14 protein-coding genes are annotated in these 15981 nt (G+C 54.0%); 2 read left to right on the top strand and 12 right to left on the bottom strand.

Going from position 1 to position 15981, the window contains the following annotated elements; genetic code table 11:
• Positions 1–36 precede the first annotated feature (36 nt).
• Positions 37–1107, top strand: a complete 1071-nt coding sequence (locus FHS27_RS12320; protein ID WP_184305224.1) for an AI-2E family transporter — start codon at positions 37–39, stop codon at positions 1105–1107.
• A gap of 652 nt (positions 1108–1759) precedes the next feature.
• On the opposite strand, the gene FHS27_RS12315 is transcribed toward FHS27_RS12320, so the two are convergent.
• The 5 genes from FHS27_RS12315 to FHS27_RS12295 all read right to left on the bottom strand — a co-directional run bounded on the left by FHS27_RS12315 (position 1760) and on the right by FHS27_RS12295 (position 9964).
• Positions 1760–4798 (bottom strand): glycoside hydrolase family 2 TIM barrel-domain containing protein, encoded by a 3039-nt coding sequence (locus tag FHS27_RS12315; protein ID WP_184305223.1) that lies wholly within the window; start codon positions 4796–4798, stop codon positions 1760–1762.
• A gap of 452 nt (positions 4799–5250) precedes the next feature.
• The gene (locus FHS27_RS12310) at positions 5251–7080 is read right to left on the bottom strand and encodes an alpha-amylase family glycosyl hydrolase (protein ID WP_184305222.1); all 1830 of its coding nucleotides are present in this window, start codon (positions 7078–7080) and stop codon (positions 5251–5253) included.
• Between the two features lie 30 nt (positions 7081–7110).
• Positions 7111–7488 carry a response regulator gene (locus tag FHS27_RS12305; RefSeq protein WP_184305221.1) on the bottom strand — a complete coding sequence of 126 codons (378 nt, stop codon included), beginning with the start codon at positions 7486–7488 and terminating at the stop codon, positions 7111–7113.
• A 76-nt stretch (positions 7489–7564) separates the two neighbouring features.
• The gene (locus FHS27_RS12300; RefSeq protein ID WP_184305220.1) at positions 7565–9553 is read right to left on the bottom strand and encodes an AI-2E family transporter; all 1989 of its coding nucleotides are present in this window, start codon (positions 9551–9553) and stop codon (positions 7565–7567) included.
• A 75-nt stretch (positions 9554–9628) separates the two neighbouring features.
• A complete protein-coding gene (locus FHS27_RS12295; protein ID WP_184305219.1) occupies positions 9629–9964 on the bottom strand; it encodes a cupin domain-containing protein in 336 nt (111 codons plus the stop codon).
• Positions 9965–10200: 236 nt separating this feature from the next.
• Here FHS27_RS12295 and FHS27_RS12290 point away from each other — a divergent pair, with 236 nt between their 5' ends.
• Positions 10201–10437 carry a hypothetical protein gene (locus FHS27_RS12290; protein WP_184305218.1) on the top strand — a complete coding sequence of 79 codons (237 nt, stop codon included), beginning with the start codon at positions 10201–10203 and terminating at the stop codon, positions 10435–10437.
• A 268-nt stretch (positions 10438–10705) separates the two neighbouring features.
• Here FHS27_RS12290 and FHS27_RS12285 read toward each other — a convergent pair whose 3' ends face one another.
• The 7 genes from FHS27_RS12285 to FHS27_RS12255 all read right to left on the bottom strand — a co-directional run bounded on the left by FHS27_RS12285 (position 10706) and on the right by FHS27_RS12255 (position 15853).
• Positions 10706–12061 carry a dihydrolipoyl dehydrogenase family protein gene (locus FHS27_RS12285; protein WP_184305217.1) on the bottom strand — a complete coding sequence of 452 codons (1356 nt, stop codon included), beginning with the start codon at positions 12059–12061 and terminating at the stop codon, positions 10706–10708.
• A gap of 143 nt (positions 12062–12204) precedes the next feature.
• Positions 12205–12717 carry a carboxymuconolactone decarboxylase family protein gene (locus FHS27_RS12280; RefSeq protein ID WP_184305216.1) on the bottom strand — a complete coding sequence of 171 codons (513 nt, stop codon included), beginning with the start codon at positions 12715–12717 and terminating at the stop codon, positions 12205–12207.
• On the bottom strand, positions 12696–13973 hold the full coding sequence (locus FHS27_RS12275; protein ID WP_184305215.1) for an AI-2E family transporter: 1278 nt from the start codon (positions 13971–13973) through the stop codon (positions 12696–12698). The genes FHS27_RS12280 and FHS27_RS12275 overlap by 22 nt, the downstream gene beginning before the upstream one ends.
• Before the next feature lie 334 nt (positions 13974–14307).
• Positions 14308–14925 carry a PRC-barrel domain-containing protein gene (locus FHS27_RS12270; protein ID WP_184305214.1) on the bottom strand — a complete coding sequence of 206 codons (618 nt, stop codon included), beginning with the start codon at positions 14923–14925 and terminating at the stop codon, positions 14308–14310.
• Between the two features lie 93 nt (positions 14926–15018).
• Positions 15019–15222, bottom strand: coding sequence for a CsbD family protein (locus FHS27_RS12265; protein WP_009093831.1), 204 nt, complete (start codon positions 15220–15222; stop codon positions 15019–15021).
• 265 nt (positions 15223–15487) lie between these two features.
• Entirely contained in the window at positions 15488–15667 is a 180-nt protein-coding gene (locus FHS27_RS12260; RefSeq protein WP_184305269.1) for a hypothetical protein, read from the bottom strand.
• 33 nt (positions 15668–15700) lie between these two features.
• The gene (locus FHS27_RS12255) at positions 15701–15853 is read right to left on the bottom strand and encodes a DUF3309 domain-containing protein (RefSeq protein ID WP_184305213.1); all 153 of its coding nucleotides are present in this window, start codon (positions 15851–15853) and stop codon (positions 15701–15703) included.
• Between the last annotated feature and the right edge of the window lie 128 nt (positions 15854–15981).

Here is a 15981-nt window from a genome sequence, read left to right as displayed (position 1 = left end):
CCCGTCTTGATCGGTTCACTTTTTTGGTTTGGCCGCATGGAATTCCCTGAACAGTACGATCGTCTCAAGATCCAAACCATCTGTTTGATGGTGATCGCGGTCGTTCTGGTAACGTTTTCGATCTACTGGCTGCGGCCAGTCCTCGTGCCGTTGGTCGTTGCTCTGTTCGTGGTCAGTGGCGTGACCCCGCTGCTCAATGGACTCGAGCACCGGTTGGGTGTGAATCGGTTGGTCGCGGCGGGAATCACGATCGTGACCGGGTTGGTCGCGATGATCGTGTTCGGATTCGCGATTTGGGTTTCGATGATCGATTTATCACGCAACGCAACTGCCTACCGCAATCGTGTGCAAGAAATCGTCAACTATCTCGAAGAACGTGCGGTCGGGATCATGCCAGAATCGTTCGTGCCGTCCCAGTCGAAAGTTCCGTCGAAATCGACCGCGGACGATGCCAGCGAATTCATCGACATCTTTGTCCGCGATGGAATCACGATGTTATCGCAGGCGCTGATTGGGTTGATCTCGACCAGCGCGGTGGTCTTGATCTACGTGTTCTTTTTGTTGATCGGCACTTCGACGATTGGCCATACCGGATCTGTCGCTCGGGAGATCGACAAGCAGGTGAGGACGTATTTGTCTCTCAAAACCGTGATTTCAATTTTTACCGGCGGAGCATTTGGGGCCACACTGTATCTTTTTGGGGTGCCGATGGCGTTCACGTTCGGCGTGCTCGCATTTCTGCTGAATTTTGTTCCCAATATCGGACCGATCGTCGCTAGCATTTTGCCAATCCCCTTGATTCTTCTGGATCCCAACGCGAGCGTTACGTGGATGGCGTCGGTGATTGTCGTCACGGGGTTGATTCAGTTAATCAGCGGAAATTTAGTTGAGCCCAAATTAATGGGCAATTCCTCTGATTTGCACCCGGTTACCGTCCTGGTCGCGTTGATGTTTTGGGGAATGATGTGGGGCGTCGTTGGGATGTTCTTAGCAACGCCGATTACGGCTGCGCTCCGAATTTTGTTGGATCGAATCGACGTTACCAAGCCGATTGCGGAGTTAATGGCGGGGCGATGGCAAGGCGACGCAACCGAGGTCGCCGCGTAGCCTCTTGTCGCTTCGCTCGTGATGATAAATCGGCAATTGCGGGGATTTTGGGGATGATTTACCGATTTTCCTCGGTTGTTGGTGACGAATTTCCACTGGTTTGGTGCCGAGGGGCCGATCACGGATATTCGCTTGCACGCTCCCCGAAAGGGTGTTATCTTTCTGGTGTCTTTTGAACCACCCGTTAAAAGACTTTTGCGCGTAAAATCGACGACGTGCTAGTGGTCTGTGACAGTTTAATTTTAGGGTTGCCTCGTCCACTACCCGAAAATTTAGTTGTCACAGACCACCAGCCGGGAAAGCAACGTTTCCCCTTTTCCGTGCACGGTCAGACGGTCAGACGGTTAGGTGGAATCACTCACGTAGTTTCGATGAAATCCCAAGCCCGCGACGTGCTCGATTCGGTTGACGGGTTTGGCTTATCGTTCTGCTTCTCTTTGTCGGTCATGGTCGTATCAGTTCTATATTGCCCCTTAGAACTCGCGGCCATGACCGGCTTTTTTTAGGCTGATCACGGTTTGATGAGTCAGTGCCAAAGTGGACTGATCCCGAACCAGTCTTTCCTCGGCGAAGATCGTTTTTATCTCGATAGGCCGGTCCCGCGCTGGTCTAGCCAGCAACCGAAGTCGCTTGCAATCGGTTGACTCGGCGGTCATCGGATCAGGATTTCGTCGATGCACAAACCGTTACCGAATTTGGGAGTCAAACGGATCATGTTGGCGCCGCGTCCGATCGGGATCTCGACGGTCACCGTTTTCCAATCTTGCCCCGGTAGGTCGGTGTTGGGAACAGCGACGGCTGCGTCAACCGTTTTTCCGTTGATGGATACTTTGAGTTCGTATCCGTTTTTGTTGTTCAGTTTTCCACTGTGTCGGATAATGAGGTCTGCGGTCCCGGCGTCGCCGTCATTCTCTTGATACCACTGGACAAACCCACCGGGATTCCTAGTGAACCGGATGTAGCCTTTGCCGTGGAAGCCCAGGCCGTTCGCCGACACATTGGCTTCCGCGTATTCTGCATCTTCTGCTTGCTCGCCAACCGGTCCTGTTGACTGGCCGCCGTCCCACACGAAACCTTCGTCTTCGGCAAACCGTTCCTCGAGCGTTTGCACGGCTTTGCCGTCGACAACGATGGACGCTTTCACTGTCGTGCCCAATGGAACAGAAAAGGGCTCGGTGTAACGAGGCGAAGAGGGCGACGGTGAGGAGCCGTCGATGGTGTAGAAAATTTCGGTCTTCGCTGTCGACGGGTTGCCGCGCAGGGCGAGCCACTTCGCGTCGATGCTGACCTTGTCCGATGTGACTTGCTTTTTCTCACCTAGGATGCAGCTCGCCAGGAGAGCGACGTCACCTTCGGCGCCGGTTGTTTCGACATAGGCACGTGTCAGACCGTAAAACGCAATGCGGTCCGTGGTCCCAAAGTGTTTCTCCACATCAATGGGGCTGCCGTTGTCGAGAGCTCGAATGGTGGCGGGCCCGGTCACATGAAAGTGGGTGCGGTTTTCGCCGTATGGATAGAATTCGCCTTTGGCGTCTTCTGATGTGACGCGAATTTGTACGATATCCACGTCCGAATCAGCGAGTGGTTCGCCGTCGATGGAAAGTGCGATCTGCGCGGGAGCGTCGGCGGTTCGGATCACGTGTTCGACGTTCGGTTTACCGTCGCAGAATCCGACGGCTTTGAGAGTGCCGGGTTGCCAACCGACCATCCACTGGCACTGCATTTCATCCCAGGCCTGCCCTGGCTTTTGTTTGCCCAGCGACTGATTGTTGAAAAACAATTCTACGGAATCGCAATTGGAATAAACCCAAACAGGAATTGTTGTCCCCAATTCCATGACCGGGTGAGTCCAGTGGGGCAGAATGTGGACCATCGGTTCATCGGTCCATTGGCTCTGATAGAGGTAGTATAGATCCTTTTCAAAGTTGGCGAGGTCGATCGCGCCGCCCATGAACGCCTTGAATGGCCATCCACCATGCACGTAGCCTGCTTCGCCGAGATAGTCGTATCCGGTCCAACGAAACGACCCGGCGTAGCGTGGGATGTCTCGCAATTGTTGGATGTTTCGCCGGGAATTCAAGCGTACCATTGCGTTGTCGTAACTGGAATTGAAACGCTGTTTGCCGTTCGCTCGCCCTGGGTCATCGGTCCAGTCGTAGGTGAAGATTTCTTTTTCAGTGAGATCCGGCGTCTTGTAGGGTTTTTGCTTCTTATTGGGGTAGCCGTCGCGATACCAGGTGAGTGAGCGATAGAAACCTCGCACCTGCCAGGTATGCGTGTTTTCGGTTCCGATGAACACTTTGTCGGTGTTCATGGTATCTAACCATCCGACTTTTTCGCTCGCACCGTTAACGCCGAGAATGTCCATCGCTTCGTCAGCGGAGTGCCCGGAGGTGACCGGGCGAGTTGGGTCGAGTTCATGACATCGGGCGACCAGTTCGACGCCGACCTTGCCACGTGTTTCGTTACCCATGCTGTAGATCACGACCGAAGGGTGGTTGCGGTCGCGTCGGAGCCAGTCGGTGAGATCGCGGTTCCACCACTGATTGAACCAACGCCCGCCATAATCCTGATTGGCTTTACGCATCCATCCATCGAATATTTCATCCATGACCAGCATGCCGACTTCATCGCAGATGTCGTAGAAAACCGGAGTTTGTGGGTTATGTGATGTTCGAATCGCGTTGCATCCCATCGCTTTGAGTTGTTCGATACGGTAACGCAGAACCTTGTCGGGAACTGCGGTGCCGAGTGCTCCCGCGTCTTGGTGGTTGCAGACGCCACGCATTTTCACGTTCTTGCCATTGAGCCACATGCCGCTCTCTGGTTTCCATTCGAGATCGCGGACACCGAATCGGGTTTCGACGCGATCGAGGACGCGGTCACTTGAAACGACTTCCGTTACTGCGGTGTAGAGGTACGGAGTTTCCACCGACCATCGCGACGGGTTGGGAATGTCCATCGATTGGTTTACCGAACCGGTTTTGTCTCGATCCAATGCGACCGGTTGGTTGGCTGAGGTGACTACCTTGCCAGAGGCATCACGAATGGACGTTCGAAGTTTGAAACGTCCCGACTCAGCCGATCGGTTGATGATTTCCGTATCGACGCGGACCGTGTTGCCTTTCGTGCGGATGAAGATGCCGTCCGAGGGGACATGAACCTTTTCTTTTACTGTCAACCAAGTATGAGCGTAGATCCCGCTGCCGGTGTACCAACGTGCCGAGGGTTGCTTTTCATTGTCGACCCTGACCGCAAAGGTGATCGAGTCAGAAATGTCGGTCAGATCGCTGATGTCGTAAGTGAACGAACTCCATCCATAGGGGCGGTTTCCGAGTTTCTTTCCGTTCGCCCAAACGGTGCTATTCATGTACACGCCGTCGAATGTGATCTCGACGTGCTTGGATCTCCATTGGGGATCGACATCAATCGTTTTTCGGTACCAACCAATTCCTGCGGGCAAGTATCCGCATTGTCCGCCCATAGGATTGTCTTCGGAGTATTCGCCTTCGATGCTCCAGTCGTGAGGGACGTTCAGTCGACGCCATGAGGAGTCGTCAAATGCGATTTGCTCGGCGCCGGAAACGTCTCCGAGAGCGAATTTCCAATTCGAATCGAAATTGGTTCGATCGGCCGCTTGCGTGGAAGTTAGCGTCACTGCCAAGAGGATGACGACGATGAAATTTCTCATGGAAGGGTTCGTTTGGGTGCTATGTCTCGACCGGATTGTCGATCAATCGCCGGTCGTTCAGGAGTGTTTTCGGCGTTAGGAGTGGACAGTGTGTTGCGTTTTCGTGCGTCAGGGGTGCCCAGGGCTTGAAAAACCTACGCCTAACGGGGTGAAACACGCGACTCGCCCGCCACACCCCCAATCGAGTCGTAGTAAGGTGCAGCATCCGCATGCATTCGAGGGCTCAATCCTAATCGAAAATCCGATGGGGCGGACTCCCTTTGAATCGACATTTGACGATGGTGAGCGATGTCCTAATGAAAAACGCCCGTCCACGAGAATCGACAATGTCGAGATCGTGGGCGGGCGAGATTTGAGATGCGTTTTCGAAAGGATTGTCTAGCCTGGGCGAGTTGCCAAATCGATGTCGCTGATTGGAACAATCCTCGATGGAGGGATTCCTGACGTTTCGTTCAGACGGGATCTTGGGAATAGATCAACACCGTGTAGGGTGGCAATTCGATTCGTCCGCGGTGGGACTGGCCGTCGTAGGCATCAGCAATCGCTTCAATGTCTCCGCTCGCGTCGTTCCCGAAATCTTCACTGTATCGTGATTGATCACTGCTGAAACGTCGCTTCCAAATTCCACTGTTCGGGAGACCGAATTCGTATTGTTCGAAATGTTGGTTTGCGAAGTTCGCGACGACAATCACATCATCCCCAGGACCTGCGTCGTAACTGCGACGATAGGCCACAACCTTGTCTTTGTTGTTGACGTGGAATACGTCGACATGTTGGCCGGTTAAGCCTTTGGAAATGCCGGATTGGTTAAGTCGGAGCGAGATGAGGTCAGCGGTGAGTTTGCATATTCCCGAATACTCCGACGCATTCTCCCAATCGAGTTCGCTGGTGTCGGTGAACCAACCATCTTGTAGGATCGCCTGACCTTGGAAGAGCATCGGGATTCCGGGGGCGGTCAGGACGAGCGAGAGACCGAGTGTGGATCGCTTTTGCGAATACCAGTTTCCCGGATCTTCCCCGTCGACTTCGCTCGGAATTCGTGATTTCCCGTTGGCGACTTCATCGTGCGATTCGGTGTAAATGACACGTTGGAACGCGTCCGCGTTGAAGGCGTGCTGCAAGGCATGACGCACCTTCATCATGTCACGTCCGGCGTCGTCCGGTTGCGTGATGACGTCACGGATCGGGTGAACGAAGTTAGCATCCCACTGGGTTGAGAATGCTGCACCGCCCTCAATATCCGACTTGGTCAGGTAGTCGTTGTTCTGAAGGTCTTCGGCAATGGTGATCGCCGACGGTTTGAATGCATGGATTTCTCGATTGATCCACTGCGTCAGTCCCCATCCCTCGGGGATTTCTTGCTGACCTGATGCGTCCACCGATCGGATGTAAAGTGTCATGTCGTAACGCAAGCCATCGACGTGGTAATCTTCGAGCCACATCATGGCGTTGTCACGGATGTATGATCGCACTTCGCCACGACCGTAGTCGGGGCGGGTGTCGCCCCAGGGCGTGCTGCTGCGGTAGTCGTTGTAAAAGTAGATGCCGCCCTTTTCGTTTTCGCTCCAACCATCGAACTGCCAAAGATCGAGGTCGCTCGGACCGAAGTGGTTGTAGACGACGTCGAGGATAACGGCGAAACCGGCCCGATGGGCTTCACGCACGAACGTCTTAAAACCTTGCGGTCCGCCGTAGGCCTCTTCGATCGCGTAGGGATGCGCTGGGTTATATCCCCACGAGTAGTCGCCGGCGAATTCGGCAATGGGCATGATCTGCAAAGCGTTCACGCCCAGTTTTTTGAGATAGTCGAACTTCTTCGCGTAGTCGTCAAACGTCCCGACGCCATCTTTGCCATCGCGAAAAAACGTCCCTACGTGGGATTCGTAAATCACCAATTCATTCCAGGCAGGCATTTGAAAGTCATCGTCTTGCCAGTCAAACTTGGGGTCATGAATGATTCCATTGCCTACCGAGTTGGTGACCTCGCGGACGCGTGGGTCGATTCGCTGAAACGTTTTATCTCCGGCGGTGATTTGGTACTTGTATTGATGACCGGGTTTGGCACCGTCGACGATGCCCACCCAGCATCCGCTGTCCTCACGCGCGAGAGGGTCAGCGTCCTTGTTCCATTGGTTGAAATCGCCGATCACACTGACGGAATCCGCGTTGGGGGCCCATACGCGGAACGCCACGGCGTTGTCTAAAATGATCGGACCCATTCCTTCGACGTGAGTTCGAGAGGATGCGGGTTTGGGTTCGGTGAGGGTGGTTGTCTGGCTCATTGATTGAGGTCCTGAAAAGGTTGGTTGGGTTTAGAGGGTGGAAGTCGCTTCGATCAAGCCGTTGATTTGTTCGATTAGCTTTTCAAAGTCGACTGGTTTGGGATGAAACGCGTCGCAACCGGCAGCGATCGCTCGGGCTTGATCGCCAGGCAGCGCATACGCTGTCAACGCGATGACGGGAATGCGATTTTCTGCGTTGGCTTGGTGAATCTGCATGGTGGCTTCGAAGCCATCGAGTTCGGGCATGTTCACGTCCATCAAAATCAACGCCGGTGCCGCGTTAGCGGCAGCGAGAACCGCTTCGATTCCGTTGCGTGCGGCGACAACGGAAAAGCCGCGACGTTGCAATTGCAGCGTCATCATTTCGCGAATGTCGTCATGGTCGTCGACGACTAAAAGAGTGGGCATAATCGGCTCGGTTCGGATATGGGTAGATCTTGTGTGAATCCATGAAACGAAAGCTTCTATGGAAGACGCCGCTTCATCAGGCGATGAGGGTTGTTTGAGAGCGAGTGGCGGAATTCTGTCGAAGAACAAACGATTCAATCTTGGCTCGCGTCTGCGAGTACGAGGTGGTAACGCTAGTGGCACCGGCTTTTCGAAATTTGACGAAGAGTGTGTCGAAGTTCTTAAACTTTCCGAGACACGCGATGATGATTGGTCCGCGATAGCCCTCACCTCGGATGGTCCGGCAAAGGAAGCTCGCTTGAGGTGTGCCTCCTTTGGGGAGAACCACAATGACGACGACGGCAGGAGAGAGGTCGGCCACGTGCTTGCCGACCTCCTGTGGCAGTGATTCGTCGTCAACGGAGTTCAATTGATAGGTTCCCTTGCCGCCATATCGCAAGAGATTGAGAACCAGCGATTCGCTGAAATGGTGAGACGCACACCCGACAACACTGGGCGGATTATCAATCGAGTCTTCGTTGTCGGAGTCGTCTGCTTCGGACGCGTGTTGCTTTTGAAGCTTGTCGATCAGCCCTCCGGTCAACGCAAAGAGGCGGTTGGCATCCGCATCACTCAATCGTTCGGCGTTATGGTCCTTTCGGATTCGTTTCATTACAGGGACAAGGACATCATCACACGTTTGTCCGAACGTCGATTCGGCTAGTTGCGTGTTTAAGAGTTCAGCGGCTCGATGTTGATCGCCGACGAGGAGTCGTTGGTAAAATCGCAATGACGGACTGATATCAACCTCTTCACCGAGCAACGTTGCCATCACACGAAAACGTGGGACATGTCGCCCGAGTACCACGAGGCATACCGTCAGCGGTGTCGATAGAAGCAGGCCTACCGGACCCCATAACCAACCCCAAAACACCGCGGCAACGATAACCGCGACAGCAGAGATCCCCGTGCTGGTGCCGTACAGCCATGGTTCGACAACGTTGTTGCTGAACAGTTCCATTGTCACGATCAACGCCAGGACGGCGATAAAGACGCTATAGCCGGGGAAGACAGATAAGGCGATCGCGAGTGGGAATATTGCGGCGGCGGTTGGGCCGATGTAAGGGACAAATCGCAGGCAGGTTGCCATCACTCCCCATAAAACGGCATTAGGGAACGCGCCGTCTTCGGTCATTGTGATGCCGATCACAGACAGGCCGATGGCAAGAACGATTCCGTACGAAGTATTGATCGCCGTTTGTGCGATCAGGTATCGGCTGATGCGATTTCCGACTTCATCGAGTGCCTCGGTGGTTGTGACGTAATCGCCGTGGCTAATGACCGCGATGATTCGGTCACGCAAGTCCTCGCGGTGGATCAACATGAACAATGCGAAAACGGTGACGAGACCCGCTGTCGCGAGTGGGCCGAGCACGGTACCTGCGGTCGTTGCCCACGTTGCCAGTGGAAGGTCGTCTTTGACGGGTTGGATATAAAGTGGAGACTTGGGCGAGCTGCCGTCATTGGGGTTTGTTTCCGCGGTAGTCTTTTCAGCGGGGAAGACTTTGTCGGTCCAGCGTTGAAACATGGTTGCATATGAGGCGCTATCCGACTCGGGGAGCAAATCTGCGGTGGCTTGCTCGTCGATAGGTGGCGTTTTAGATGCCGCAGCATTTGCGGATTCTGGTTCCGCCTCCATCGCTTCACTGACTTCATCCGCAAGTTCATTGAGCGTCCCGCCCATCCCCGTTGTCAGGCCCGCGAAACTTCTCGCTTTCTCGACCAACTCGTCTTTATGCTTTGGAAGGTCGCCGACCAGCGTGGTCAGTTCGCGACCAAGCAACGTGAAGCCGCCTGCGAGTAAGACGAACGCGATCGTGGCGGTGGCGACCACGGCAGCGAGGTTTGGGACGCCGATTCGTTGCAGTCGGTTGACAATGGGGCTGAGAAGAAACGACAACAGCAATCCCAACGACAATGGGATAAACACGTCTCTCGCGAAGAACAGCGCCGCGACCGTCAAAACAACGGCGAGCAATTGAGCGACAGCAGCGATGGTCGCTAGCTCGGAATTAGTTCGTTTCATTCATATCTTTAGGTTCGGCCGGAATCCCGGACAACGAGAACGACGTGGGTTTGCTAGGCGGGCGAGTCGATCAACTCAAATGGGCTGATCTCGACCTGCAAAACGCCCCGGAGGGCATGTGGCTTCGATCGCGACAATGGGCTCAATGATTCGATATCGATGAACGGCACCACTGGGAATCAACCAGGAGTCGCCCGGCATGAGCTTCGCGCGTTCACCTTCCATATCAAGTTCGGATACACCGCTGACGAGGTAGCCCACGGTTTCGTAGTCGCGAGTGTGCTCGGGGCCGTAATCGCAACGGTCTTCCTGCCAACGACGCATCGCGACATGTTTGCCCGTGGCGAGGTAGTCCTGCCCCATTTCGCCGGTTTCGGATGACGTTTTTGGAATGATTTGAGGAATGTCCATGATTGGCTATTGATGGTTGGTTCGATGGATGGGCACTGAAACAAGCGTTACTCAGTAGGTTCCGCCTTCGTCCCAAACAGGTTGGCAATCGCATTACACGAGTCAGCCGACACGAGTTAGCAAAAGGTGTACCGCAACGTAGAGATCGGCATGCCAGTTGCGACGTCGGTTGTCCTCACGGGACGAATCACGAAGTTCGTTCCATTTCCGAACCGCGAAACGAAAGAGATGACCCGATGCGTGCAATTATCGTGATAGCCGTGATTGTCCTGGTGCTCGGCCTCGTTGGCTGGTTGCGATTTAGTTCGCCGGACGGTGACCCTACGATCCGGGTCGATACCGAGAAAGTGCGTCAAGACACCTCGGCGATTGTTGAGAAATCGAAAGAGGCAGTCGACGGCGCGGCGAGGTCGATTGACCGCGCGGCAGAGAACGTTGACGCCAGTATCGATCGTGAGCCGATCGAGCAGTAGACTCTCTGCTGGAGCACTGAGTCAGCAACGCGATTCTCAACGACATTTCTATTTTTGTCGTAGCCACCCTCGCCCGACGGTGGACTACGTTATGGCGAACGCATCCACCGTTGAACACTTGCGGCATTTAGGAAACGTTTTATTCCGTAACGCGGTAATGCGTGTTCGCATTGACTCAGCGTCATGCGTTCGTGAATGATCAATGCGAGTCCAGAGATGCTCAAGGGGCCGCGACGGCATCGCATTGTCGGAGAGAACGCATTGTCGCCTACACCATCGAGCGAACATCCGATGCGAACGTTGGAAATGCAAACAACGTTGACTTCACGTCGGTGGCCGTGAGGTTGAACTTCATTGCCATCGCAAACAAATTGATGGTTTCTTCAGCCCCGGGACCAAGCAGGTGGGCGCCAAGAATTTGATCCGTTTTCTTGTCGATCAATAATTTGTAACCCGCCACTGCATCGCCCGTTTTGCGGACGCTACCCCATGAAGAGGTGTCATCGGCACGCACGTCAACGTCAGACGAACGGGTTGCCTCCTTTTCGCTGAGCCCGACCGCTGCGATCGCCGGAGTGGTGAATGCCACCTTCGGCACGGCTCCGTAATCGGCATGTGACTCTGATCCGGGCGTCAAGAAGTTCTTAACGACGATGCGAGCTTCCTCGTTTGCGCACGGTGTTAGACGAGGTGCTCCGCTCGCGGCACAATCGCCTGCGGCATAGACATGATCGTTCGTCGGACTTTTCAAGGTTTTATCCACGGCGATGCCGTTTCGGTCGTGGGCAACGTTCGCAGTTTGCAGACCCAGGTCACCGATGTTCGGCATCCGCCCCGCCCCATGAACGATCAATCCAACGTTGTCGATCGATGGGGCACCGTTGAAGCTCAATCGGTACGTGCCGTCGCCATCGGCATCGATGCCGGCGAGTGCTGCGTTGAAACGAAACTGAATTCCGTTTCGTTTTGAATAGTTGACCAATTGTTTGACAAGATCTGGATCAAAACCGGACAACGCACGGTTCTCACGCTCGATGACTGTCACCTTTGTGCCGCATCGAGCAACTACGTGAGCGAATTCCATTGAAATGTAGCCACCCCCGATGAAGACAACATGTTCAGGAAGTTCGGCGATCTCCAAAAAGTCATCACTTGTGGTGATATGTTCTGAACCAGGGATGTCGATCTTCGTTGGCGTGGCACCTGTCGTGACCAGGATGTGGTTCGCCGGCAAGACGGTGTTACCCACACTGATTTGGTTTTGCCCAACAAACTTCGCGGCACCGTGGAATGTTTCGATTCCAGAATCCTGAAATGACTTCTCCTTTTTGTTCACGACCGGTTCGGTGAATTCTTTCTTAAATTCCAGCAATTGCCGCCAATCGATCTTCATCTTTACCGAGCGGATAATCAGTTTGCCCTCAGACCGACGTGCCAGATCAATGATTGCGCCCGCATTGGCATAGACTTTCTTAGGGTTACATCCACGCAACGCACACGTTCCCCCAAACTCGCGTGAATCGATCATCGCGACGGATTTCCCCGCTTCGACAATTTTCATGGCGACCGTCGATCCGGCGGGACCGCTTCCAAGAACGATCAGGTCAAATTGATGTTGTTTCATGGTTTGTGTGTGCTGTGCGTGTTTCGCGAGTGGCCGGACGAGGCACAGGCGAGGAAAGTTTAGGGGCGTGAGAACGTTTGCGATTGGAACGTGCAACGCTCTCGTTCCAATGAGATCCGTGTCTCTTGCGGGCGACCGTGATGCTACGGGAGTTCGATCCCGAGACCATGATTGACACGTTTGGCGAAGTTCGCCAACGCAACCGTCGCCGCAAGAGTGGCGAGTTGTTTGTCATTCAGAAATTGCTTGACTCGGTTGGCCGTTTTGTCATCGTCGTTGGCATTTTCGGTGAGTTGTTGTGAGTACCGAAGAACCGCGATCTCCTTGTCATCAAACAACTCGGTCGCCTCGGCGTTCATTGAGTCAAGTTGAGCGTTGCTGAGGCCAGCCTTTTGGGCGGCGACTCGGTGATAATGCGAGCAGTAGTCGCATGAGTTCAAATGCGAAGCTTTGTAGTACGCAAGCTCACGATACTTATCCGGCAGGTCGGCGTGAACGCCGGCGTTGAGTTGGGTCACTCCTCCGAGAACGTCGAGTTGATGGGCGAGCGTGCTGAACAGGTTGAGTGACTTACCGAATTTTTCTTTGATCGCTTTGAGAAGTGACTTTGATTTTTCGGGAGCGTCATCCAGGCTCAAGGGGGAGACGTAAGGCATGGTGTGCTACGTTCGTTTTCGAGGTGAGGCTTCGGGATTGAATTTTGTCGTGGATCTGTTGTTGTGGATTTTGGTGTGGCCGGATCAACTTCCGGATCGGGGCCGCGATCGGGAGGCGGTGCAGGAGCTTCCGCACCAAGGATGAATGCGAGCGGTTGCAGCCCGTCGTAGCCTTCGCAAGCCATGCGAGTGGCAATCAGGATCGGAACCGACAGGAACACTCCCATGAAACCCCACATCCAGCCCCAGATTACAATGGAAAGGAGCACCAGAACGGGGCTCATGCTCATCGAGCGGCCGAGGACGACCGGAGTGATGAATTGACCTTCCAACGATGTCAATACAAAGAACGTTCCTGATACGATGAACGCGTAGTAGATGGGTTCAAAGCTCACTAGGGCGACGAGAAAGATGATGCATCCACCAATCAAGGCACCGATGATTGGGATGAAATTGAACGCGAACGCCATGGCACCCCAGAGGGAAGGTGTGGGCATTCCCAGGATCCACATTGCGATCCCAACGGTAATTCCAAGGCAAGCATTGATGAAGGAGATGCGGGCGAGATAGCTGCCCAGCCCTTCCTGGACGTTTTCAATGACTTCAACCAAACGACGGCGTGCGGTGAAGTCAGGGAGGGCGTGCATGATGCTTCGCAAAAGGTTGTCCCCTGCCGCTAACAGGAAGTAAACCAACGCACCACAAATAGTCAGGAACGAGACCACGTTACCTGTGCCGCTCAGGTAGCTCACACTGCTAATCCAAGTCGGCTGTTTGATTTCGACTGGTACCGGTTCAGCTTCTTCCTGTTCGTTGTCCGTTCCGGGAACAGGTGTTTCATCCTCGGCAGGTTCGGCCAGATCTTCAGTGACTTCGTTTAGGGCTTTTAGTCGATCGGTAAGGAAGGAGAGTTTCTCTTTGATGATGTCGACGTTCTTTGGAGCGTCAGCAATCGTTTGGCGCGCAGGCTGGATAACGACGTAGGTTGCTACTGAGAACGCGATCACTAATGCCGCGATGATTCCAATGGCGCTCAGCGTAGAGGGGATTCCGACTCGCTGGCCTTGTCGGACCAGCGGACGCAAAACCATGTAAACAACAATCGCGGTCACGACCGGCACCGCGAGACTTCTCGCGTAATACAGTGCGTAGAGAACGAGCATCGCAGCGCAAACGCGTGTTGAAAACACTCCGTTTTTACCGCGAGATTCGTCACCGGAATCGTCGTTCGAGATCGCTTTATTTGAGATCGCCATCGCTCACTCCGCTCCGAGGAAGGGTTTTAGGGTCCAGCAATGGTGCTGCCAGTTGGCTGTTTGTTGTTCGATCATGTGCCGAACCGGGGGTGGGGAGAACTACGATCAGCCAAGCGGCAATGAGGTGCGTCGGTCGGCTCGGGGAAAGCCGGTTCCTCGATGCCAAGGAATGCAAATACGAGGTGCGTCTCTGTCTTTGCTAGCTATGAATTTTTACGTCATTCCGAGTCGTGTTCGGTAAGTCGCATTACGCCGCGGACCGAACGCGATTCACGTTCGGTCCGAACAATGCCTGTTTTCAGGCAAAAATGCCTTCAACTAATGATCGCAGCAACTATTGGTTCTGGCGATTTCGCTCTCGATCAACTCGGTTTCCACGATTGCTTGCATCACGATCTTGATTGACATTGTACCGTTCATTCAATTCGGCGGCCCAGCGACGATCGGCCATGTTAGGCCAGTTGTCTTCGTCAAAGCCTTGTTGGCCTTCGAGTTGTTGTTGGGTGACGTCGAGCACCATCACGTAATCGTCGGCATCGATGTCGTCATCGCCCGCTTCATCGGGATCGACTTGAACCTTGAATGCTTCGAACGGAACCGCGAACATCTTGTTTCCTACGCCGAGGAAGCCGCCGTAGGTAACCGCGGCGTAGCGAACCTTCCCGGTACGTGAGTCGAGGACGATATCGTTGATTTCACCTACGCTCTCACCCTGCGAGTTCTGAATGTTCAGACCCATTAACTGGCTTACACGGATCGCCGTCCCACGCGTTTTGGCATCGAGACGGCCAGCATCGTTTCGCAATGCTGGTTTGTTCGCTTCATAGCGATCCTGAACGTTTGGTTGATGATCGACCGGTAACTGGCCGTTTGGTTCTTGGGCGTTCGATACGCCGGTGGTAAGATAAGCGACAGCAATTGCGGCGACGATTGTTTTGAATACGCGTTTCATTTTTGTTTCTCCATTGTGGAAAAGAAGTGGGGAAGTGGTTGGACGCCTGAGACTCACTGACGTCCGCTTTGGGGTTGATTAGGGGGGAGTTGATCAGCAGCTACATGAGCTTTGAAACTCATTGACTTGCCGTTCGGCTTCTTCGCGGGCGATTCCGTAACGCTCTTGAACTTTGCCGACGAGTACGTCACGTTTTCCGGCGACAACATCGAGGTCGTCGTCAGTCAGGTCACCCCATTTCTGTTGGACTTGACCTTTGGCTTGTTTCCATTTGCCTTGAATTTGATCCCAGTTCATTGTTAGCTCCGTGTTAAATAGATGAGGCTCCTCCCGACGTGGAAGGCAAGGGGGATCGTCGCAACTCTCGGACCAACGTGAGCGGGTCATGATTGATTCGGGGATGGGTGTAAGTGAGTCGTTGGCGTGGCACGCTGTGAATTCCCGTGATTGGCAGTTTCCCTATATTGGCTCTGTCTCTCAGTTGCGGTCGCGCACGAAAAAAGGCAGCGAACATTTCGTTCGCTGCCTCTTCTCATTTGATCGTTTGCTATCCAGGTGGCTCTTATTCATCCACATCGATTGAGAGGGCTCCATCATCTCGGTCTCGTTCCACTTCCACGCCACCGTCGGGAGTGTCAATGTCAAGAACGGTCTCTTTGTTGTCGCATCCAAAAAATACGAGCCCCATTGTCAGTAAGCCTACGGCGATGGAAGAACGCAGGGTCAGGTGTAAGTAATTCATTCGGCTTTCCAGAGAAGAGTGATTGGAGATGTTCTAAATACGTCCCATTAGCAGCAGTGCAACCATGATCACTACAATCACGGTCAGCAATCCACTCGGTCCGTAACCCCACGATCGACTGTGCGGCCATGCGGGGACGACGCCGAGGAGTAGCAGGATCAGGACGATCAAGAGGATTGTGTACATCGATATTTATCGCGGATTAGGATAGGGCGTTTTATCGGTTGTTTGGGCAGGGACGCTGTCCCCAAGGTTCGGTGCGCTGCAGCGGCATGTGAGATGCCGCCGTGCAACGCTACCGACGAGACGAACGT

It is taken from the genome of Aporhodopirellula rubra, assembly GCF_014192335.1.
Taxonomy (GTDB): domain Bacteria; phylum Planctomycetota; class Planctomycetia; order Pirellulales; family Pirellulaceae; genus Rhodopirellula; species Rhodopirellula rubra.
This window is presented reverse-complemented; position numbering and strand designations above follow the sequence as displayed.